The sequence below is a fragment of the Rhodoferax sp. ZS1R25 genome, assembly GCF_056521335.1.
This window is the reverse complement of sequence record NZ_JBWMAZ010000002.1, coordinates 982,462-1,005,245: the sequence shown is the minus strand read 5'-3', so window position 1 is coordinate 1,005,245 and position 22,784 is coordinate 982,462. Positions and strand designations below refer to the sequence as shown.

Annotated in this window: 16 protein-coding genes and 1 riboswitch; of the genes, 13 read left to right on the top strand and 3 right to left on the bottom strand. The window is 64.0% G+C overall.

Annotated features, from left to right (window positions below):
• Positions 1–72 precede the first annotated feature (72 nt).
• Both AC097R_RS15485 and AC097R_RS15480 read left to right on the top strand, forming a co-directional pair.
• Positions 73–1,917, top strand: coding sequence for a serine/threonine protein kinase (locus tag AC097R_RS15485; RefSeq protein ID WP_479599026.1), 1,845 nt, complete (start codon positions 73–75; stop codon positions 1,915–1,917).
• Between the two features lie 96 nt (positions 1,918–2,013).
• Positions 2,014–3,963: a PhoX family protein gene (locus AC097R_RS15480; protein ID WP_479599025.1), complete on the top strand. Its 1,950-nt coding sequence runs from the start codon at positions 2,014–2,016 to the stop codon at positions 3,961–3,963.
• 65 nt (positions 3,964–4,028) lie between these two features.
• On the opposite strand, the gene AC097R_RS15475 is transcribed toward AC097R_RS15480, so the two are convergent.
• Genes AC097R_RS15475 through AC097R_RS15465 form a run of 3 tightly spaced genes read right to left on the bottom strand, consistent with a single transcriptional unit; the run spans position 4,029 to position 6,555 of the window.
• Positions 4,029–4,787, bottom strand: a complete 759-nt coding sequence (locus AC097R_RS15475) for a FecR family protein (protein ID WP_479599024.1) — start codon at positions 4,785–4,787, stop codon at positions 4,029–4,031.
• Positions 4,784–5,563, bottom strand: coding sequence for a BPSS1780 family membrane protein (locus AC097R_RS15470; RefSeq protein ID WP_479599023.1), 780 nt, complete (start codon positions 5,561–5,563; stop codon positions 4,784–4,786). The genes AC097R_RS15475 and AC097R_RS15470 overlap by 4 nt, the downstream gene beginning before the upstream one ends.
• Complete coding sequence (locus AC097R_RS15465; protein ID WP_479599022.1) at positions 5,560–6,555, bottom strand: homoserine kinase; 996 nt, start codon at positions 6,553–6,555, stop codon at positions 5,560–5,562. Before AC097R_RS15465 ends, AC097R_RS15470 begins: the two co-directional genes overlap by 4 nt.
• Before the next feature lie 59 nt (positions 6,556–6,614).
• Between AC097R_RS15465 and polA the strand changes: the two genes are divergently transcribed.
• The 11 genes from polA to AC097R_RS15410 all read left to right on the top strand — a co-directional run bounded on the left by polA (position 6,615) and on the right by AC097R_RS15410 (position 22,784).
• Positions 6,615–9,431, top strand: coding sequence for a DNA polymerase I (polA, locus tag AC097R_RS15460; protein WP_479599021.1), 2,817 nt, complete (start codon positions 6,615–6,617; stop codon positions 9,429–9,431).
• A gap of 76 nt (positions 9,432–9,507) precedes the next feature.
• A complete protein-coding gene (locus tag AC097R_RS15455) occupies positions 9,508–11,334 on the top strand; it encodes a methyl-accepting chemotaxis protein (protein ID WP_479599020.1) in 1,827 nt (608 codons plus the stop codon).
• A 45-nt stretch (positions 11,335–11,379) separates the two neighbouring features.
• On the top strand, positions 11,380–13,203 hold the full coding sequence (locus tag AC097R_RS15450) for a methyl-accepting chemotaxis protein (protein ID WP_479599018.1): 1,824 nt from the start codon (positions 11,380–11,382) through the stop codon (positions 13,201–13,203).
• A gap of 93 nt (positions 13,204–13,296) precedes the next feature.
• Entirely contained in the window at positions 13,297–14,205 is a 909-nt protein-coding gene (locus AC097R_RS15445; RefSeq protein ID WP_479599017.1) for a dienelactone hydrolase family protein, read from the top strand.
• The gene (locus tag AC097R_RS15440) at positions 14,202–15,002 is read left to right on the top strand and encodes a ZIP family metal transporter (protein WP_479599016.1); all 801 of its coding nucleotides are present in this window, start codon (positions 14,202–14,204) and stop codon (positions 15,000–15,002) included. Before AC097R_RS15445 ends, AC097R_RS15440 begins: the two co-directional genes overlap by 4 nt.
• Complete coding sequence (locus AC097R_RS15435; protein WP_479599015.1) at positions 14,992–15,396, top strand: hypothetical protein; 405 nt, start codon at positions 14,992–14,994, stop codon at positions 15,394–15,396. The genes AC097R_RS15440 and AC097R_RS15435 overlap by 11 nt, the downstream gene beginning before the upstream one ends.
• 66 nt (positions 15,397–15,462) lie before the next feature.
• A complete protein-coding gene (locus tag AC097R_RS15430; RefSeq protein WP_479599014.1) occupies positions 15,463–16,176 on the top strand; it encodes a CerR family C-terminal domain-containing protein in 714 nt (237 codons plus the stop codon).
• A gap of 48 nt (positions 16,177–16,224) precedes the next feature.
• Positions 16,225–17,640 carry an efflux transporter outer membrane subunit gene (locus tag AC097R_RS15425; RefSeq protein ID WP_479599013.1) on the top strand — a complete coding sequence of 472 codons (1,416 nt, stop codon included), beginning with the start codon at positions 16,225–16,227 and terminating at the stop codon, positions 17,638–17,640.
• Positions 17,641–17,680: 40 nt separating this feature from the next.
• A complete protein-coding gene (locus tag AC097R_RS15420; protein WP_479599012.1) occupies positions 17,681–18,898 on the top strand; it encodes an efflux RND transporter periplasmic adaptor subunit in 1,218 nt (405 codons plus the stop codon).
• Between the two features lie 12 nt (positions 18,899–18,910).
• Entirely contained in the window at positions 18,911–22,012 is a 3,102-nt protein-coding gene (locus AC097R_RS15415; protein WP_479599011.1) for an efflux RND transporter permease subunit, read from the top strand.
• 9 nt (positions 22,013–22,021) lie between these two features.
• A riboswitch (yybP-ykoY riboswitch) is annotated at positions 22,022–22,195 on the top strand.
• A gap of 10 nt (positions 22,196–22,205) precedes the next feature.
• Positions 22,206–22,784, top strand: coding sequence for a TMEM165/GDT1 family protein (locus AC097R_RS15410; RefSeq protein WP_479599010.1), 579 nt, complete (start codon positions 22,206–22,208; stop codon positions 22,782–22,784).

Genomic DNA, 22,784 nt, shown 5'->3' with positions numbered 1-22,784 from the left:
TCCATCCGGACTAGGCCCGGACCGTCCAGGGTGCTTCTCAGTGCCGTCTCTCCTCTATAGTGCGGCCTGTCCATGACCCACGAAGCCCAGAAACCTGCCCGTTCACCCTCCCGCCCCTCCTTGCAGGTAGTGGCGGGGCGTTACCAGTTGCTGCGCAAGATTGGCAACGGTGGCATGGGGGCGGTGTACTTGGCCAAGCAGATCGGCGTGGGCAATCAGGTTGCGCTGAAGTTTTTGCCGGCCCATCTGTCAGACGACCCGCAACTGCGCAGGCGCTTTGAGCGCGAGGCTGCGCTGAACCTGGAGGTGAACCACCCCGGCGCTGCCCAGTTGCTGGACACGGGCACCGATGCGGATGGCCAGCTCTACCTGGCTTTTGAGTATGTGGAGGGCGATGACCTCTCCACCCTGCTGGACCGGGAAGGCGCGTTGTCGTTTGACGACGCCATCACACTGACCTGCAAGGTAGCCGAGGTGCTGGCCTTTGCCCATGCCAAGGGCGTGGTGCACCGGGATATCAAGCCAGAGAACATCCGTGTGCGGCGCGATCTGGCGGGTCTGCATGTGAAGGTACTGGACTTTGGCATTGCCCGCCTGATGGACGGGGTGGGCACCCAGCTTACGGCCGATGGCAGTGTGGCCGGTACGCCGCGCTACATGGCGCCGGAACAAATTTCTGCAGGCACCATCGATGCCCGCACCGATGTCTATGCGCTGGGCCTGGTGCTGTTTGAAGCGCTGAGCGGGCGCGAGGCCTTTACCCGCGATAGCACCTCGCAGCTGCTGTGGGCGCAGCTCCACGATCCGGTGCCGCCTTTGATGGACGTGCAGCCGCTGCGCGACTACCCCGCCCTGGACGCCGTGATTGCCCAGGCATGCGCCAAGGCGCCGGAGCAGCGCTTTGCCAGCATGCAAGCCTTGGTGGCGGCGCTGCGGGCTCTGCAATCCCCACTGTGGTGGGGTGTGCCGGTCGCCGTGCCACGGCGGCCGCGTGCCGTGTTCAGCGGATCGGACGTATCCGCCCGCGAGCCCGTGCAACTGCCGCGCCCGGGGCGCAAGACCTTTTTGCAGATTCGCGCCAGCGCCTGGGCGGCGATTGCGGTGGGCGTGTTGGCGGTGGGGCTGGCCAGTGCCGCGCTGTGGGTGGCGCTGGACCAGCGCAGCGCACGGGCACCAGCGCCCACGTTGCAGCAGGCCGCAGTGGCCGTGGCTGCTGCGCCGGTGGCGGCCCCCGCGTCGTCGCCAACCGCTGCGCCTGCAGCGGTGGCCGTGGCCCCGGCCCCCGTGATGCCATCCGTAAAAACGCCAATGCTTCCCCCTGGCAAAGTAGCGGCTACTCCCCCAGCTGCTACCGCCACACCAGCCGTCCCCGGCGTGGCCACCACCATAGGCGAGATGCCCGAGTGCGCGCAGTTGGGTGTCTATGACAGCCCAATGACGCGTATGACCGTGGCCCAGTTGGAGCAGCTGGCCCGCAACGTAAAGTACATGGCGCCTTCGGTCATTGCCAACCAGATGCTGTCGATCAAGACCCGTGCCGATAGTTTTCATCCCGATTCGCGGGAATGCCTGTACCGCTCCATGCTGATCGGCATGGTGCTGAACGAAAAAGTGGTGATGGCCTCAACGCCCGCGTTATGGGGCCACAGCCACACCGTGCCCGAGCTGGAGCGCCTGTTCATGGAGCAACCTCTGCAGCAGGACTGGACCTTGGCCCAGCGCAAGGACGTGCTGCGTCAGATCGAAACCCTGTTCATTGCCAACCTGCAAAAGGATGCGCCGGGCGACGATGTGTACTGGCGCCGCATGTACTACGGTCTGATCTTCATGTGCGAGGCCACAGGTGAAGCACGCGAGAAAGCTGGCGCCAAGCGCGTGAGCGAAAGCAGCTGCCTCAAACTCAAACCGATGGTCTAGCGATCGGGTTGAGGGTTGCCACGGTTTGTTCACCAAACTGTCATATTGCGTTTCTAGGATGCGCTCTGTTTGTCCACCTTCGAACGGAAGCCTTCCATGTCGCACACCCCTTTGACCACCCGCCGCTCGGCGCTCAAATTCCTGGCCACGGCCCCCATGCTGCCGCTGGGCACCTTGGCCTCCAGCACCCTGTTGGGTGGCTGCGCCACCACCGGTACTGCCAGCTCCAGTGCGCCATTTGCTTCTGCGGCTTTCACCGCCATGGCAGCACCCTCGTTGGCTAACCCTGCGGCCATGGCCACCACTACCGTAGCGTCCAGTCTGCAAGTGACCCTGCAAGACGGAAGCACCCGCGCCTACAAACTGGCCTACGAGACCTTTTTCATCACTGGTGACCGCGTGCCCGATGGCAATGGCGGCACCATGCTGGCCGGCGGCTACGTGGACATTCTGAACAAGCCCATCATCGACACCTCGGTGCCCGGCAAAGAGCGCCAGTTCTTCTCCGACTGTCCGGACGGCACCTCGCTGTTGCAGCTGCCGACCACCACCGTCAAGGGCATCAAGGGCAAGGCCGTGTTTGCCGTGGTGCAGTTTGAATACACCAATGCCGACCAGAGCGGTGCCGATGCTTATGGCACGCTGCCATCCCCCATCGCCGTGCTGACGCTGGACCAGGACCCCGCCACCGGCAAGCTCACGCTGGTGAAATACCACAACGTGGACACCTCACAGGCGCAGGGCCTGTGGATCACCTGCGGCTCCAGCCTGTCGCCCTGGGGCACGCATTTGTCCAGCGAAGAGTACGAACCCGATGCCTTCTTCGTGGCCGAGAACAAAGTGTTCAAGTCCTTCAGCAAAAACCTGTTTGGGGAAGAAAGCATTGCCAACCCTTACCACTATGGCCACCAGCCGGAAGTGACGGTGAACCCCGACGGAACGGGCACCTTGGTCAAGCACTACTGCATGGGTCGCCTCTCGCACGAGCTGATCCAGGTCATGCCAGACAACCGCACCGCGCTGATGGGCAACGACGCGACCAATAGCGGCCTGTTCATGTTCGTGGCCGACAAGGAAAAGACCCTGTCCGCAGGTACCTTGTATGTGGCCAAGCTGGGCGAAGGTTTCTCCATTGACCCTGCCGCACCTGGCGCCAAGCTCAGCTGGATCAAGCTGGGCCATGCAACCAGTGACGAGATTGAAAAACTGGCCAACAAGCTCAAGCCGACGGACATCATGGACGTGCGCAAGACCGACCCGAATGACGCCAGCTTCACCAAGATTTTTTACAACGGCGCGGCCAATTGGGTCAAGGTCAAACCCGGCATGGAAAAGGCCGCCGCCTTCCTGGAAACCCAGCGCTATGCCTACCTCATGGGTGGCAGCATGGGCTTCACCAAGATGGAGGGCACCACGGTCAACGCGAAGGACAAGATTGCCTACTCTGCCCTGCAGAACATGCAGGACTCCATGGTGAAGACCGGCAAGGGCTGGAACGCAGCCAGCGGTATTGCGCTGGACAAGCCACTGATTGCCGGAGGCGTGATGGCCCATACGCTCAGTGCTGGTCAGAACGACCAAACTGGCACAGCCATCAAGAGCGACTGGGTGCCCTCACTGACCCGCGCGCTGCTGGTGGGTGAAGACATCGCGCCCGATGCACTGGGCAACCGTGCCAATCCCGACCTGGTCTCCAACCCCGACAACCTGAAGTTCTCCGAGAAGCTGCGCACGCTGTTCATTGGTGAGGACAGCAGCACGCACGTGAACAACTTTGTCTGGGCCTACAACGTGGACACCAAGCAGCTCAGCCGCCTGATGTCCATGCCCTCGGGTGCCGAAGCCACGGGCCTGGGGGTGGTGGACGACCTGAATGGCTGGACCTACATCACCACCAACTTCCAGCACCCTGGTGACTGGCTGCCAGCGCTGCACGGCAAGGTGCAGGCCACGCTGGACCCGCTGGTGCGTGCCAACTACAAAAACCGCTTTGGCGCTGCGGTGGGCTACCTGACTGGCGCGCCTGCAGCGATCAAGCTGGGCTGAGCGGCAACCCCATGAACCAAAAAAAGCCGGGCAGTGCCCGGCTTTTTTGATGGAGAAAGTAGTTTTCAGCGCCCCAGCATGTCTGCCGGATGCATCTGGCCTTCTTTCTCTTCCATATAGCCCTTGCCGTCCTTCACGCCTTTTTTGCCCAGGACTTGCCAGGCGGTTTGCTGGTTCACCAGCTTGGCCAGGTACTCCAGCTCTTCGTCGGTGTGGTTGATGGCCTTGGCAGGCGTCAGCATGCGGCCCTCCTTGGGCTGCACTTCGCCCCAGAAGGCCTGGTGGTAGCTGGAGCGGCTCACGGTCTTGTCACCGCCCGCGGCCATTTCCACCGTGCCGTAGCAGTTGCAGAAGTAGCTGCGGTTGTCCTGGTTGGCAAAAATCTCGGTGTACACGCCGGTGCCGCGGATGCCCGCGGTCAGCGTGGGGGTGATGATCTGGCGGCTGGTGCCCTTGCCCCAGACGCTGATGACGGCGCCAGTGATCATGCGCAGCACGCTCACCGCATTCAGGGTGGCACCACGCTCTACGGTGATGCGTGAGTTTTGCCGCACATGGAATGACGAGCTACCCACCACAAAGATCAGGCTGGAGCCCGGGCCGGTGACGATTTCGTCCCCGGTCTGGATCGGTTGCTGCGCACGCAGGCGGTCACCATTCAGCGTGGCGTCGCCCACCAGTTCCACGATATTGCTGCGCGACTGGGCCTGCGCTGCGGCATAGCCGCCCATGGCGGTCCAGCCCGCGGCAGCTTGCAAGAAGCTGCGGCGCTGGAACCACGACACCTCGGATTCGCTACGGCCTTGAAGGGTGTGCTGCGTCATTCGGATGCTCCTGGAGTGACTTCAAACGAGTCTTGGAAGGTGAAATAAATCGACGTGAAAAACATGGCCGCCATGGCCATGCCCGCAGGAAAGAGGATAGCCGTGATCAGCTCCGGGCTGCCCAAAATAGCCGCCACAATGGCGACTGTCAGGCCCATGGAGAGGAAGACCGCCATCCACACCAGTCCGAACAGCGTGAAGGCCCAGAAGTTCCGCAAACACGCCACCATGCTGAAAAACAGGCTTTTGACAGGCGAGATGCCATGCCAGTGCACCAGCGCCGGTGCGTGCCAGAACAGCAGCGACAGCGGCAGGTACAGCACCATGGCGACCAGAGCCGCGGTCTGAAAATCGCTTTGCTGCAGCACCTCGGCGTTGAGCTCGCCGCCCAGCAGGTACAGGCTGGCAAATTTGCCGCCGTCCACCAGGGCCGACAGGCCCATCACCACCAAGAAGCCCAGCGCATACAACACGCCCAGCACCAGCATGGCGCGCAGTTGCTGGCGCCCGGCGCGAAACGCGCTGACCAGCACCGTGGGCATGGGGAACTTGCCCTTGGTGGTTTCTTCGGTGGCGGCCATCAGGCCCAGCGTGGCGGCGGGCAGCAGGGCCAGCGCAATCGCATTGCCCAGCAAGGGCACCAGGCTCAGCACCGACATGGCCGCCATGAACAGAAAGAACAGGCCCGTCAATGCAAGTGGCTGGCGGAAGAAGGTGCGTATGCCCTGGCGCACCCATTGCACCCCGCGGCCGGCTGGAACGAGTTGGAGTTTCATGCGGTAAGGGCGTCGGCGGTTTGCAACTGTTGCAGAGTGAGCGGGTGGGCCACGCGCTGGCGCAGCACGCGTTCAAAGTGGGTGGGGTCGTGGGCTTGGAGCATGGAGGCTTCGCGGGGCAGGTGCCAGTCCCACAGGCGGGAAATCCAGAACCGCAGGGCCCCGGCGCGCAGCATGGCAGGCAGCAGATCGCGCTCCTGTGGTGTGAGCGGGCGCACGCCGGCATAGGCATCCACAAACGCGGCGGACCGCTCCAGGTCGGCCGCACCCGTGGGCAGGTCGATGCACCAGTCGTTCAGGCACACGGCCAGGTCGAATAGCCAGGCATCGGTGCCGGCAAAGTAAAAGTCAAAGAAGCCGCTCAGTGTGGGCACGCCGTCCACGGTGTCAAACATCACGTTGTCGCGAAACAGGTCGGCGTGGATGGCCCCACGCGGCAGGGCGGTGTAGGCGCTTTGGCTGGCCACGTGGTTTTGGTAGGCCAGCTCGGCCTGCAGCAGTTGGGCCTGGGCGGGTTCCAGGTGCGGTAGCACCACGGGCACGGTCTCGTTCCACCAGGACAGGCCGCGCAGGTTGGGCTGTTGCATGCTGAAGTCGCGCCCGGCCAAGTGCATGCGCGCCAGCGTGGCGCCCACCTGGCGGCAGTGGTCCACGCCCGGGGCCAGTTCGCTTTTGCCCTTCAGGCGGTTCACTACGGCTGCGGGCTTGCCATTCAGGCTGTGCAGCACATCGCCATCGCGGTTGGCCGCGGGGTCGGGCACCGGAATGCCGTGGAAGGCCAGGTGCTTCATCAGCCGCAGGTAAAACGGCAACTGCTCCGCACTCAGCCGTTCGAACAGGGTCAGCACATAGGGCGCCTGGTCGGTGGTGACGAAGTAGTTCGTGTTTTCAATACCCCCGGAGCAGCCCTCCAGGGTTTGAAGGTTGCCCAGCTTGAGGGATGTGAGGAAAGTGCTGGCCTCGTCGAGCGAGACCTCTGTGTAAACCGCCATGGGGCAATTGTAGGGGTCAGCCCGGCCAAATCGCGGTCTGGCGCAGGCACAATGCCAAGATGAGCGAACCCCGTAAAACCCTGCTGCTGGTCGATGGTTCCAGCTACCTGTACCGCGCCTTCTTTGCCGGTGGCGAGACCATGAGCATCACGCTGCCCGATGGCACGGTGCAAAAGACCGGCGCCATTCGCATCATGATCAACATGATGAACAGCCTGCGCAAGGAAGTGCCGGCCGATTACGTCGCCTGTGTGTTCGATGCCAAGGGCCCGACCTTCCGCGACGCCATCTACCCTGAGTACAAGGCCCACCGCGACCCCATGCCCGACGACCTGCGCAGCCAGATTGCGCCCATCCACGAGGTGGTGCGCCACCTGGGCTGGACGGTGCTGGACGTACCCGGTGTGGAGGCCGATGACGTGATTGGCACGCTGGCTGTGCTGGCCGCGCAGCAGGATTTTGATGTGGTGGTGAGCAGCGGCGACAAGGACCTGGCCCAGCTGGTGACCGAGCGCATCACCATCATCGACACCATGAACGGCAAGCGCCGCGACCTGGCCGGCGTGCAGGCCGAATTCGGCATCCCCGCCAGCCTGATGCTGGACTACCAGAACCTGGTGGGCGACACCGTGGACAACGTGCCCGGCGTGCCCAAGGTGGGCCCCAAGACCGCGGTGAAGTGGCTGCTGGAATACGGCTCGTTGCAGGCCGTGGTCGAGAACGCGGACAAGATTGGCGGCGTGGTGGGCGAGAACCTGCGCAAGACGCTGGACTGGCTGCCCACGGGCCGCTCGCTGCTGACCATCAAGACCGACTGCGATTTGAAGGACTGGCTGCCGAGCCTGCCCGCTATGGATTCTGTAGCCGTTGGCGCAGAGAATACGGGGGCTCTGGTCGCTTTTTATGAAAAATATGGCTTCAAGGGCCTGGCCAAAGCAGCCGGTGCCGCCAGTAGCGACTCGACCCCTGCGCCCGCTGCCAAGGCGCCCAAGGTCGGCAAAACGTCGGCCGCAGCACCTGGCCTGTTTGATGAACCGGCTGAACCCGTTGCCGAATCCGCGCCCCGCGCCAGCAACCTGAATTACGACACCGTGCTGACCTGGGATTCCTTGGACGCCTGGCTGGCCAAGCTGCAGGCAGCGGAGTTGGTGGCGCTGGATACCGAAACCACCTCGCTGGACGAAATGCGCGCCGAGATTGTGGGCATCAGCTTCAGCGTGGCCGTGGGGCAAGCCGCCTACATCCCGGTCGCCCACCGCTACCCCGACGCGCCCGACCAGCTCAACCGCGAAGAGGTGCTGGCCAAACTCAAGTCCTGGCTGGAAAACCCGCAGGCCAAAAAGCTGGGCCAGCACATCAAGTACGACCGCCATGTGTTTGCCAACCACGGCATTGAGGTGCAGGGCTACGCCCACGACACCATGTTGCAAAGCTATGTGCTGGAAGTGCACAAGCCCCACGGCCTGAGCAGCCTGGCCGAGCGCCACCTGGGCCGCAGCGGCATCAGCTTTGAAGACCTGTGTGGCAAGGGCGCGAACCAGATCAGCTTTGACCAGGTGGATATTGCCAAGGCCTCCGAGTACTCGTGCGAAGACTCGGACCAGACGCTGGACGTGCACGGGGCACTGTGGCCGCAGCTCGACGCAGACGATAAGCTGAAGTTCGTCTACGAACTGGAAATCGCCAGCAGCGAAGCCCTGTACCGCATCGAGCGCAATGGCGTGCTGATCGACGCGCCCACACTGGCCGCCCAAAGCCATGAGTTGGGCCAGCGCATCCTGCAGCTGGAGACCGAGGCCTACGAGATTGCTGGCCAGCCATTCAACCTCAGCAGCCCCAAGCAGCTGGGTGAAATCTTCTTCGACAAGCTGGGCATGCCCGTGGTCAAGAAGACCGCCACCGGCGCGCGCAGCACCGACGAAGAGGTGCTGGAGAAACTGGCTGAGGACTACCCGCTGCCGGCCAAGCTGCTGGAGCACCGCAGCCTGTCCAAGCTCAAGGGCACCTACACCGACAAGCTGGCCCTGCTGGCGCTGCCGCGCACGGGCCGCGTGCACACGCACTACGCGCAGGCGGTGGCCGTGACCGGACGCCTCTCCAGCAACGACCCCAACCTGCAGAACATCCCCATCCGCACTGCAGAGGGCCGGCGCGTGCGCGAGGCCTTCGTGGCCGCACCGGGCTGTGTGATAGCGAGCGCCGATTACAGCCAGATCGAGCTGCGCATCATGGCGCACATCAGTGGCGACGAGGCGCTGCTGCGCGCGTTCACCGACGGGCTGGACGTGCACCGGGCCACCGCAGCCGAGGTGTTTGGCGTGGCGGTGGACCAGGTGAGCAGCGAGCAGCGCCGCTACGCCAAGGTGATCAACTTCGGCCTGATCTACGGCATGAGCGCCTTTGGCCTGGCGCGCAATTTAGGCATCGACAACACGGCGGCCAAAAACTACATCGCGCGCTACTTTGAGCGCTACCCCGGTGTGAAGCTCTACATGGAGTCCACCCGCGCGCTGGCCAAAGAGCAGGGCTATGTGGAAACCGTGTTTGGCCGGCGCCTGCAGCTTGCGGGTATCCAGTCGGCCAAGGGCGCGTTGCTGGCGGGGCTGGAGCGTGCTGCCATCAACGCGCCCATGCAGGGTACGGCGGCCGATCTCATCAAACTCAGCATGGTGCAGGTGCAGCAAGTGCTTGACGCTGAGCACAGAGCGACCAAAATGATCATGCAGGTGCATGACGAACTGGTGTTTGAGGTGCCTGAGGCCGAGGTGGACTGGCTCAAAACCGAGATTCCGCGCCTGATGGCCGGGGTGGCGGCCCTGAAGGTGCCCCTGCTGGCCGAGGTTGGGGTTGGCCCTAATTGGGACAAAGCCCATTAAGGTGGACGATGGGTTGGTCGGTAATCCGGTCAACGGTTGGAACGTCGGTAACGCATAAGAAAGAAGAGGACGACCTATGGGGCTCCATCGCATGAAGATTGCCACCAAACTGTGGGCGTTCATTTTGCTGGTCATTGGAGCGATTTGCGCTGTAGCGGTGGTGGGCCTGATTCGCAGTGCCAGCATCTTGGGTGAGGGCCGTGCCTCGCAGGCCAATGCCGTGGACCTGGTGCAAATTGCCACCGAGTGGAATGGACTGACCATGACCAACGCGGCGCGCAACCAGGCGATTTTGCTGAGCCAGGGCCCTGCGGTGGCCGAGGCCTTCAAGGAACCGGTGAACGCCACCAGCGCCCAGATTGGCGAGTTGCAGAAGAAGATCGAAGCCATGCCGCTGACCGACACGGACAAGGCGCAAATGCAGAAGATTGGCGAGCTGCGCAAGTCGGTGATTGCTCTGCGCGACAAGGCACGTGAACTCAAGGCTGCCGGTAGCGAGCCCGAGGCCCTGCAAATTATGGAGTCGCAGTACCTGCCCGCTATGGGCAACTACATTGCGGCCCAAAAAGAGATGGTGGGGATGCAGAAGCGCCGTGTGACCGAGGTGGTGGCTGAAACCGAACGCCGTCGCGCAGCAAACTCCGTGGGCATTCTGGTGGGGCTGGCGGTCATCGTTGCCGCCATTTTTGCAGGCACGGCCTGGCTGGTACGCTCCATCCGCGAGCCATTGGTGCAGGCCAACGAGCTGGCAGCCCGCATTGCGCAGGGTGACCTGAGCTCGGTCATCCACACCAACCGGGAGGACGAATTTGGTTCCTTGCTGGTGTCGCTGCGCAGCATGAATGAGTCGCTGGCGCGCATGGTGTCTCAGGTGCGCAGCAGCACCGACAGCATCGCCATTGCCAGCGCCGAGATCGCCATGGGCAACAACGACCTGGCCCAGCGCACCGAACAGACCTCCAGCAACCTGCAGGCCACGGCCTCCAGCATGGACGGGCTGACTACCACGGTGCAACATAGCTCGGACAACGCACGCCAGGCCAGCGCACTGGCGGCCAGCGCGTCCAGTGTGGCCCAGCGCGGTGGCGAGGTAGTCACCCAGGTGGTCAGCACCATGCAAGAGATTGACGCCAGCAGCAAGAAGATTGCCGACATCATCAGCGTGATCGATGGCATTGCATTCCAGACCAACATCTTGGCGCTGAATGCGGCGGTGGAAGCTGCACGTGCGGGCGAGCAAGGCCGTGGGTTTGCGGTGGTGGCAAGTGAAGTGCGCAGCCTGGCTGGCCGCAGTGCAGAGGCTGCCAAGGAGATCAAAGGCCTGATTGGCACCTCGGTGGACCGGGTCGAATCTGGTACCAAGCTGGTAACCGACGCGGGCGCCACCATGCAGGAGATTGTGCAAAGCGTGCGCCGCGTGGCCGATGTGATCGGGGAGATCACGGCTGCCGCGCAAGAGCAGAGTGCGGGCATTGCCGGCGTCAACCAGGCGATTGGCACCCTGGACCAGATGACGCAGCAAAACGCTGCGCTGGTGGAAGAAAGTGCCGCCGCCGCCGAGAGTCTGCGCGATCAGGCCGAACGCATGAAGCAGGCCGTGGCCGTGTTCAACCTGGGCACCATGACCGACCATGGGCCGACCTTGGCTGTGGCCCCCGTGCGCTCCAGCCAGCCCAAGGCCACGCCGTTCAAAGGACCCGAGCGCCGCGGCGGCCAGGACAACGGCCCGGCCGCCCGTGCCAATGCTGCCGCACCCACGGCGCGCAAACCTACTGCCAAGGCAACTACGGCGCCGATCAAACCTGCCGCTACCTCCAAGGCGTCGGCTGCACCCAAGCCCACCGCGCACACCAGCACCCGCGCCACCCCTGCCGGTGGCGACGAAGACTGGGAAACGTTTTAGTCCCGGCGCATATTTTTTTCGAACGATTTACTCACAGGAGCCATCATGGGTTCATTCCTCAACAACCTCTCCATTCGCAAGCGCTTGGGACTGGCCTTTGCACTTATCCTGGCTTTGTTGCTGGCCGTCATTTTGGTCAGCATCGCGCGGCTGAATTCGGTCGCCGATGCCACCGAAATGATGGTGTCCGACCCCATCAAGACCGAGCGCCTGGTCAGCGACTGGTACCGCAACATCCACACTGGTGTGCGCCGCACTGCGGCCATCGCGCGCAGCAGCGATCCCGCGCTGGCCGAGTACTTTGCGGAAGACCAGGCGGCGTCGAGCAAAACCTCCGGCGAGTTCCAGAAAGCCCTGGAGCCCTTGATGACCTCCGACGTGGAGAAGACGCTGTACAAGGAAATCGGCGAGCAGCGCAAGATCTACATTGCCGCACGCGACGAAATCGTGGCCATGAAGAAGGACGGCAAGGCGGAAGAGGCCAACAAGATGCTGGACGAAAAGTTCACGCCGGCCTCCAAGATCTACATGGGCAAGATGGAAGCCCTGCTGCAAAACCAGCGCGAATCCATCGACCAACTGGCCAAGGAAATCCAGGACAACCACACCAGCAGCCGGCGACTGCTGATTGCGCTGGGCACGGTGAGCGTGCTCTTCAGCGCGCTGCTGGCCTGGTTGTTGTCTGGCTCTATCACCCGTCCGCTGGCCGAGGCCACCGATGTGGCCCGCAAGGTGGCCGACGGTGACTTGAGCGGCCACATCAACCACGGCCGCACAGATGAGGTGGGGCAGTTGCTGTCCACGCTGCACGCCATGCAGCTCAACCTGGTCAACGTGGTGAGCAATGTGCGCAGCGGCTCCGAGTCGGTGGCCACGGCCAGCTCAGAAATTGCACAAGGCAACCACGACCTGAGCGCGCGCACCGAGCAGCAAGCCAGTGCGCTGGAGGAAACCGCTGCCTCCATGGAAGAGCTGGGCTCCACCGTCAAGCAAAACGCGGACAACGCGCGCCAGGCCAACCAGCTGGCCATGACCGCATCCACTGTGGCCATTCAGGGCGGTGAGGTGGTGGGCCAGGTGGTCGAGACCATGAAGGGCATCAACGAGAGCAGCCGCAAGATCGCCGACATCATCAGCGTGATTGACGGCATCGCGTTCCAGACCAATATCCTCGCGCTGAACGCGGCGGTGGAAGCGGCGCGCGCTGGCGAACAAGGCCGTGGCTTTGCGGTGGTCGCCTCAGAGGTGCGCAGCCTGGCGGGCCGCAGTGCCGAAGCGGCCAAGGAAATCAAGAGCCTGATCGGTGCCAGCGTGGAGCGGGTGGAGCAGGGCTCTGCCCTGGTTGACAAGGCCGGAACCACCATGACCGAAGTGGTGACCAGCATCCGCCGTGTGACCGACATCATGGGAGAGATCAGCGCGGCCAGCGCTGAACAAAGTTCGGGCGTCTCGCAGGTGGGCGAGGCCGTCACGCAGATGGACCAGGCCACGCAGCAGAACGCTGCCTTGGTGGAGCAGATGGCCGCTGCTGCCAGCAGCCTCAAGAGTCAGGCGCAGGACCTGGTGCAGGTGGTGGCTACCTTCAAGCTGAGCGGGCAGGAGCATGCGGCTGGCATGCCCGTGGCCAAGGTGCGCTCCAGCGTGCCACCGGCCAAGCCTTTCAAAGGCCCCGAGCGCCGGGGTGATGTGGCGCCCAAGCCTGCGCCCCGTCCTGCAGCCGCCAAACCGGCTGCCACAGTGGCGGCCAAGGCCCCTGCGCACACCCCCACACCTAAAGCGCCTGCTGCTGCGGCAGCGCCCAAGCCTGCGGTTCACACCTCCACCCGCGTGACGCCTGCGGGCGGTGACGACGACTGGGAAACTTTCTAAGCCAGCGCGGGTCTGTCAAAGTCCCGCAAACCACAGCAGGAATGTGTTGTGAATACACTTCCTGCTGTTTCTATTTCAACCAAGGAGACTGTTGTGCTTGATGATCTGAAAAACGGAATCATTTCCCTGCTGCCCGGCAAATCGACCGAGGACGGCGCGACCCGTCGCACCGCGCTGAAAGCCGCTTTGGGTGTGGGCTACGCGGCGACGGCCATGCCCATCATGGCGCAGACGGCCATCAAGACCTCCGACGCTGGCCTGGTCACTGGCACCCCGGTGTATGAGGTGGAGAGCTACCCCGTGCCGTTTTATTTTGCCGCACCCGCTGGCAAGAAAAATCTGCCCGTGGTGATCGTGGTGCAGGAAATTTTTGGTGTGCATGAGTACATCGCCGACACCTGCCGCCGCTTCGCCAAGGCCGGCTACCTGGCCATTGCGCCCGACCTGTACGCCCGCCAGGGCGATGCCGCCAGCTACACCGACATCGGCAAGCTCATCGCCGAAGTCGTGTCCAAGGTGCCGGATGCACAGGTGCTGGCGGATCTGGACGGTGCGGTCGATTGGGCCATCCACAACGGCGGCAACCCGCACAAAATCGGTATCACCGGTTTTTGCTGGGGTGGTCGCATCACCTGGCTGTATGCCGAGTACAGCAAGAAGGTCAAGGCCGGTGTGGCCTGGTATGGCCGCCTGGTGGGCGCGCCCAATCCGGTCAATCCCAAGCAGCCCGTGGAGCTGGTCACTTCGCTAAAGGCGCCAGTGTTGGGCCTGTATGGCGGGGCCGACGGTGGCATTCCGCTCACCACGGTCAATGAAATGAAGGACGCGCTGGCCGCCGCCGGTGCCAAGGGCAATGCCGCGGCCAAGGCCTCGGAATTTGTGGTCTACCCCGGTGTGGGCCATGCCTTCCATGCGGACTACCGCTCCAGCTACAACAAGGCCGCGGCCGAAGATGGCTTTCAGCGCGCACTCGCGTGGTTCAAAGCGAAGGGCGTGGCTTGACGCTGATTGCGATATTGGCAGGTACCCTGGCGGCCGGCATTGGCAGTGTCTGGCTGGCCGCCGCCCTGAGTTTTGGCGCGCTGGGGCGTTACACCCAGCACATGCTGAGCCTGGCGGCCGGTGCGTTGATGGCCACGGCCTTCATGCACCTGCTGCCCGAGGCCTTTGAGAGCCAGGCCGGTGCCCACGACCTCTTCCTCACGCTGTTGATCGGCGTGGTGTTTTTCTTTCTGCTGGACAAAGCCGAGCTCTGGCACCACGGCCATGAGCACCACCACGACCACCATGGTGGCGAGCACGCGGGCCACGACCACAGCCATGGCCACAGCCATGCCGCTCCGTCGGGTTCGGGCTCCTGGGCCGTGCTTACGGGCGACAGCGTGCATTGCTTTGGCGACGGCGTGCTGATTGCCTCGGCCTTCATGGCCGATATGCGCCTGGGTGCGATTGCCTCGCTGGCGGTGCTGGCCCACGAGGTGCCCCACCACATGGGCGACCTGATGGTGTTGCGCGCGGGCTCCAGCAACAAGCGCGCTGCCCTGATCAAGGTCACGCTGGCGGGTGCGGTGACCGCGCTGGGCGGCCTGGCCGGCTACTGGCTGGTAGACCAGATGCAGGACTATTTGCCCTACTTCTTAGTCGTGGCCTCCAGCAGCTTTATTTACGTGGCGCTGGCCGACCTGATCCCGCAGCTGCAAAAGCGGCTGACCGCGCGCCAGACGGCGGCGCAAATTGCATGGTTGGCGGCGGGCATTGTGCTGGTGGCGCTGGTCAGCGGCCTGGGCCATGGCCACTGACACAGCCGGGCTGCGGTTCAGCTTTTCCGACTCTGAGGTGTTGCGCCTGGCATTTGCCAGCGACACACTGACCGTGCATTTTTCAGCGGCCTGGGTAGAGCGCCCTGAGGCAGGCGCCATACCCCTGACGGGCTACGTACGGGGTTTGCAGCTGCAGCTCAGCGGCGCGTCCGAAGCGGTGGCGGTGGATGCCATGGGCCGCTTGCGCGATGGGCGTGTGCTGCTGGCCTCCACAAGCGCCGTGCTCACGCAGCTGAACATCCCCGGCACCTGGCAAGGGCCCTTGGTGCTGGAGCTGGACTTTGCCCAGGGCGCTGCATTGCGCTGGCAAGGTACGCAACTGGTCTGCACGCTGCAGCCGGGCTGGGACTTTCAGGAGTCGCTGGCCTGCTAAGGGAAAGCCCCTACATTTCGTATAGTTAAATCAATCGTTTGATTTAACTCGCTAGAATCGGCCGCTATGTCTACGCCTGCCGCTTCGCTCCCTCAGCCTCTTGCCCCCGCGGCCGCCAAGCACCTGCGCAGCGATGGCCAAGAAGCCCGCACCCGCCTGCTGGACGCCGCGCTGGTGCTGTTTGCCGACCGGGGTTTTGCCAAAACCTCCACCCGTGAGATAGCGCTAGCCGCCAACGTCAACGTCGCCTCCATCAGCTACTACTTTGGCGACAAGGCGGGTCTCTACCGCGCCGTCTTCACCGACCCGCGCAGCAACCCCAGTGTCGAGCCATCGAGCATCGACCACCCCGAGCAAAGCCTGGCCGACTCCCTGCGCGCCATGCTGAACACCTTCACCGAGCCCATGAAGAACGGCGTGGCCATGCAGAACTGCATGAAGCTGCATATCCGCGAAATGCTGGAGCCCACGGGCCTGTGGCAGGCCGAGATTGACGACAACATCAAGCCCGCCCACATGGCGCTGGTGCAGATGCTGTGCCGCCATCTGGGTGTCACACAGCCCGACGACGATGTGCACCGTCTGGCCTTTTCCATCGTCGGGCTGGGCATGATCCTGCATGTGGGCAGCGACGTGATCCAGGCCATCCGCCCTGAGCTGATCGGCTCGCCTGCCGCCATCGATGCCTATGCCGAACACATGCTGGGGGCCGCTCTGTCCATGGTGGAGGGCGATGTGCGCCGCCGCCAAGCCCTGTCGTCTGCCCCGGCTACCCCGTAACCCGACCCTTTCCATCCCATGGCACTTTCATTGCATCCACGCACCTCTATGAAACCACCTGCTTTGCGCGGCACGCCCCGCCACCTCTCTGTGCTGGCCCTGTCGGCCTGCGTGCTCGCGCTCAGCGGTTGCGCCATCACCATGCCCGCCACCAAGGTGGACGCCGCGGTGGCCCCGCAGTGGCAGGCCCCTTTGCCCCACCAGGGCACCGTGGGTGCACTCAGCCAATGGTGGCAGCAGCAGGGCGATCCTCTGTTGGTGGAGCTGATTGAGGCCGCGCAGGCCGTCAGCCCCTCGGTGGCGCAGGCCGTGGCACGGGTCGAGTCCTCGCGCGCCCAGCGCACCACAGCCAATGCGGCGCTCTTGCCCAAGGTGGACGGCTCCATCGCCGCCAGCCGCGGCGTGAGCCAGCCGGGTGTGCCCGTAGCCACCACCCAGACCATTGGCCTGCAAGCCACCTGGGAGCTGGACCTGGTGGGTGCCAACCGTGCCGTGAGCAACGCGGCCGACGCCCAGTTTCAGGGCACCCAAGCCCAGTGGCACGACGCCCGCGTGTCGGTGGCGGCCGAAGTGGCCAGCACCTACTACAGCCTGTCCACCTGCTACCAGCTGCTGGACGTGGCGCGCAAGGACGCCGCCTCGCGCCAAGAGACCGCGCGCCTGGCCGATGTGAGTGCCAAGGCTGGCTTCACCGCACCATCGGTGGCGGCCCTGGCCCGCGCCAGCGCGGCCGACGGCAGCAGCCGCGTGACCCAGCAGTCCGCCGCGTGCGACATTGACACCAAGGCCTTGGTGGCGCTGACCGGTCTGGCAGAAGCTGATTTAAGAACAAAACTGGCGCTAGCCCTCGCCAAACCTGCACAAGCAGCTCCTGTTTCTATAGCAAGCGTGCCAGCCCAAACGCTGACCCAGCGCCCCGATGTGTTTGCCGCCGAGCGCGATGTGGTGGTGGCCAGTGCCCAGGTGGGCAGCGCCAAGGCCCAGCGCTACCCGCGCCTGACTCTCAGCGGCAATGTGGGCGCACTGCGCTACAGCAGCATGGGCACCGAAACCAATTTGGACACCTGGTCGTTCGGTCCCTTGGCGCTGACGCTGCCCATCTTTGACGGTGGCCAGCGCAAAGCCAATGTGGTGGCCGCCGAGGCCAACTACACCCAGGCCGTGGCTGTGTACCGCGGCAAGGTGCGCCAGGCCGTGCGCGAAGTGGAAGAGGCCCTGGTGAACCTGCAAAGCACCGATGCGCGCAAGCAAGACGCCGAGGTGTCCACCCAAGGCTACGCTGAATCGTTGGCGGCCACGCAGTCGCGCTACGGCCAGGGCCTGGCCAACCTGGTGGAGCTGGAAGACGCCCGCCGCTCGGCGCTGGCATCGCAGTCGGCCCAACTGTCTTTGGCATTGGAGCGCAACCGCGCCTGGGTGGCGCTGTACCGCGCTCTCGGCGGCGGCTTTGAGCCTGCCAACTGAATTCCACTTTTTCCTGATTGATTTTTAGCGAGACCTCACCATGAACCGTCTTATGAACCGCCTCTCTGTTCAACCCCTGACACTGGGCCTGATCGCCGCTGGCCTGCTCACGCTGGCCGGTCTGGGCCTGTTCGCCACGCGCAGCCAGGCGGCCGATACTGCCAAGCCCGGCGCCGCTACTGCTACCAAGCCTTCGCTCACCGTCACGACCACCCAGGCCCAGAGCGGCATGCTGCCGATCAAGCTGGCCGCCAACGGCAGCGTGGCCGCCTGGCAAGAGGCCAGTGTGGGTACGGAGGTGAGCGGCCTGCGCGTGCAAGAGCTGCACGCCGCCGTGGGCGACTATGTGCAACGCGGCCAGGTGCTGGCCACCTTTGCGGCCGAAAGCGTGCAGGCCGATGTGGCCCTGGCCCGCGCCGCCGTGTCCGAAGCCCAGGCCAATGCCGCCGAGGCGCTGGCCAACGCCGACCGTGCCCGCGCCGTGCAGGGCACGGGTGCCCTGAGCGCCCAGCAGGTTAACCAGTACCTCACCGCTGAACTCACCGCCAAGGCGCGGGTCGAGTCGGCCAAGGCCCAGCTCGATTCGCAGCTGCTGCGCCTCAAGCACACCCAGTTGCTGTCGCCCGACAGCGGCACCATCTCGTCGCGCACCGCATCGGTGGGTTCCGTGGTGGGTGCAGGTACCGAGTTGTTCAAGCTGATCCGCCAGAGTCGCCTGGAGTGGCGGGGTGAAGTCACCTCGGCCGAGCTGGGCCGCATTACTGTGGGTACCAATGTGGTGGTCACCTCGCCCAGCGGCGCGCAGCTCAAGGGCCGCGTGCGCATGCTGGCCCCCACGGTAGACGCGGCCACGCGCAACGGCACGGTCTATGTGGACCTGGCAGGTGCGGTGGCGGGCGGCAAGGCCGTGCCCGGCGCGTTCAAGCCCGGCATGTACGCACGCGGCGAGTTCGAACTCGGCAGCTCCGGCGCACTGACAGTGCCGCAGACCGCGGTGGTCGTGCGCGATGGCTTTAGCTATGTTTACCGTGTGGGCGCGGACAACCGCATTGCCCAACTCAAGGTGCAGACTGGCCGTGTGGTGGGTGACCAGATCGAAGTGCAGAGCGGCGTGAAGCCCGAGGACAAGCTGGTGGCTGTGGGTGGCAGCTTCCTGAGCGAAGGTGACCTGGTCAAGGTGGTGGAGGCCCCCAAGGCAGATTCCAAGCAAAAAGCCGCTGCAGCCCCCGAAAAGACTGCGCAAGCAGCTACAAAATAAGGAGCACTTGAGATGAATGTCTCCTCGTGGTCAATTAAAAACCCCATACCGGCGGTCATGCTGTTTGTGCTGCTGACCCTGGCCGGCCTGATGTCCTTCAAGGCCATGAAGGTGCAGCAGTTCCCCGATCTGGAACTGCCTACCGTCACCGTGTCCGCCACCTTGCCCGGTGCCGCACCGGCGCAGTTGGAAACCGAAGTGGCGCGCAAGCTGGAAAACGCGATTGCGCCGCTGCAGGGCCTGAAGAACATCTACACCCGCGTGTACGACGGCAACGTGGCGGTGACCGCCGAGTTCCGCCTGGAAAAAGCCACGCAGGAAGCGGTGGACGATGTGCGCAGCGCCGTGCAAAGCGTGCGCAGCGACCTGCCCAGCGATGTGCGCGACCCCATCGTCAGCAAGATGAACCTGTCGGGTGCGCCCATTCTGGCGTTCACCATCCGCTCCAGCAATATGGACGATGAGGGCCTAAGCTGGTTTGTGGACAACACCATCTCGCGCGCCCTGCTGGGTGTGCGCGGCGTAGGCTCGGTCGCCCGCGTGGGCGGCGTGACGCGTGAAGTGCAGGTGGCACTGGACCCGCTGAAGCTGCAGGCGCTGGGCGCCACCGCGGCCGACATCTCGCGCCAGCTCAAGCAGGTGCAAACCGAGAGTGCAGGCGGCCGTGCGGACCTGGGTGGCTCCGAGCAGCCCATGCGCACCCTGGCCACCGTGGCCACGGTGGAAGAGCTGTCCAAACTGGAGCTGAGCTTGTCCAGCGGCAAGCGCGTGCGTCTGGACGAGGTTGCCAGTGTCAAGGACACCGTGGCCGAGCAGCGCAGCCTGGCCTTGTTGAACGGCAAGCCCGTGGTGGGCTTTGAGATCACGCGCAGCAAGGGCGCCAGTGAAGTGGAAGTGGGCGCCGCCGTGCAAAAAGCGCTGGCCGACCTGAAGGTGCAACACCCCGATCTGGAACTGACCCAGGCCTTTGACTTTGTAACGCCGGTGCAAGAGGAGTTCGACGCCTCCATGACCATGCTGTACGAAGGCGCCGTGCTGGCCGTCATCGTGGTGTGGTTCTTCCTGCGCAGCTGGCGTGCCACGCTGGTGTCCGCCGTGGCGCTGCCACTGTCGGCCATTCCGGCCTTCATCGGAATGAACTACATGGGCTTCACGACCAACATCGTGACGCTGCTGGCGCTCTCGCTGGTCATCGGGATTTTGGTGGACGATGCCATCGTGGAAGTGGAAAACATCGAGCGCCACCTGCGCATGGGCAAGTCCCCGTACAAGGCCGCGATGGAAGCGGCGGATGAAATCGGCCTGGCCGTGATCGCCACCACGTTTGCGCTGATTGCCGTGTTTCTGCCCACCGCCTTCATGAGCGGCGTGGTCGGCAAGTTCTTCAAACAGTTTGGCTGGACCGCCGTGTTTGCGGTGTTTGCCTCGCTCGTGGTGGCCCGGGTGCTGACGCCCATGATGGCGGCGTACATCATGAAGCCCTCCACCCATGTGCACGAAGAGCCGGTGTGGATGCCGCTGTACCTGCGCATGACGCGCTGGACGCTGAGCCACCGCTGGATCACCATGTTTGCCGCCATTGGTTTCTTCATCGGCTCGCTGTTCCTGGTGCCCCTGATCCCCAGCGGCTTCATTCCGCCGGACGACAACTCGCAAACCCAGGTGTATGTGGAGCTGCCACCAGGCAGCACGCTGACCCAGACCCATGCCGCGGCCGAGCAGGCGCGCAGCCTGATTGGCAAGGTCGAGCATGTGAAGAGCGTCTACACCACCATCGGTGGCGGCGCCGTGGGCTCCGACCCGTTCCAGGGCGGCGCCACGGCCGAGGTGCGCAAGGCCACGTTGACCGTGCTGTTGGATGAGCGCGGCGAGCGCCCCGTCAAGCAGGTGATTGAAAGCCAGATGCGCAGCGCGCTGGCCGAGTTGCCCGGCGCCCGCTTCAAGGTGGGCCTGGGTGGTTCCGGCGAGAAGTACCAGCTGGCGCTGAAGGGCGAAGACCCGGTGGCCCTGGCGCAAGCTGCGGCTGCGGTAGAGCGCGACCTGCGCAAGATCCCGGGCCTGGGCAACATCAGCTCTAGTGCCAGCCTGACGCGTGCCGAGATCGCCATTCGCCCGGACTTTGCCAAGGCCGCCGATATGGGCGTGACCAGCAGTGCAATTGCCGAAACCCTGCGCATTGCCACCGTGGGCGACTACGAGTCGGCCCTGTCCAAACTGAACCTGAGCCAGCGCCAGGTGCCTATCGTCGTCAAGCTCGACACCGATGCGCGCCAGGATCTGGAACTGCTGGGCCGCCTGATGGTGCCCGGCGTCAAGGGCCCGGTGATGTTGAGCCAGGTGGCCGCGCTCGAAATGTCGGGTGGCCCCGCCGTGATCAGCCGCTTGAACCGCGTGCGCAATGTGAACTTTGAAGTGGAACTGTCGGGCGTGCCGCTGGGCGAAGTGACCGAGGCCGTGGCCAAGCTGCCCAGCATCGTGAACATGCCCGCTGGTGTGCAGCAGCTGGAAGTGGGCGACGCCGAAGTGCAGGGCGAAATGGTGGCGGGCTTTGGCCTGGCCATGCTGACCGGCGTGCTGTGTATCTACATCGTGCTGGTGCTGCTGTTCAAGGACTTCCTGCACCCCATCTCCATCATTCCCGCGGTGATCTTGTCTTTTGGTGGCGCCTTCATCGGCCTGCTGGTCACGGGCAAGATGCTATCCATGCCGTCCTTCATTGGGCTGGTGATGCTGATTGGTGTGTCCACCAAAAACTCGATTCTGCTGGTGGAGTACGCCATCATGGCGCAGCGTGAACACGGCCTGTCGCGCTTCGATGCGCTGATTGACGCCTGCCACAAGCGGGCGCGCCCCATCATCATGACGACCATCGCCATGGTGGCGGGCATGCTGCCGCTGGTGATTGGCCTGGGCCACGCCGACAACAGCTTCCGCGCGCCCATGGCCGCGGCGGTGATTGGGGGCCTCATCACCTCCACCATCCTGAGCCTGTTGGTTACGCCCAGCTTCTTCACCATCGTGGACGACATCGAGCACTTTGTCGGCCGCATCAAGGCGAAGGTGCTGCGCCAGCCTGCAGCGCCATTGGGCGAGGCAGCCCCTGTGGGCAAGTGAGTTAAAATCACACCTGTCATTGGGGAGTAGCCGCTCTTCGTTTTGAAGAGGCTTGCGTCAACACACTGGGTCCGTCGACCCTGGCGCAAGCAGTTCACAGCTTGGCAAGACCTTTGACCACTTTGCCTCCGCATGGGCCGGGGAAGCAGGGTGGTCATTCGTCTTTTTACCGGCCCTGGACCCCATCTCTCCCATGGAAGCTCTTCTCGTCTCTACCGGTGTTGTCGCCCTTGCCGAAGTCGGCGACAAAACCCAGCTGTTGGCCTTCATCCTGGCCGCACGCTTCAAGAAACCCCTGCCCATCATTGCCGGCATTCTGGCCGCCACGGTGCTCAACCACGGCCTGGCCGGTGTGCTGGGCGCGTGGATTACCTCGGTGCTGAGCCCTGGCGTGCTGCGCTGGGTGCTGGGGTTGTCCTTTCTGGGCATGGCGGTGTGGACGCTGATTCCCGACAAGATTGAGGAAGAAGAAACCCGCATCGCCAGCAAGCTGGGCGTGTTCGGGGCTACCTTCATCACCTTCTTTTTGGCCGAGATGGGCGACAAGACACAGATCGCCACCATCGCCATGGCAGCGCACTATGCCAACCCCCTGCTCGTTGTCATCGGCACCACGCTGGGCATGCTGATTGCCGATGTGCCTGCGGTGTTTGTGGGCGACCGACTGGCCGCCAAAATCCCGATGAAGCTGGTGCATGGCATTGCCGCTGCCATCTTTGCACTGCTGGGGCTGGCTACCTTGCTGGGCGCGGGCGCAAGCCTGGGTTTCTAA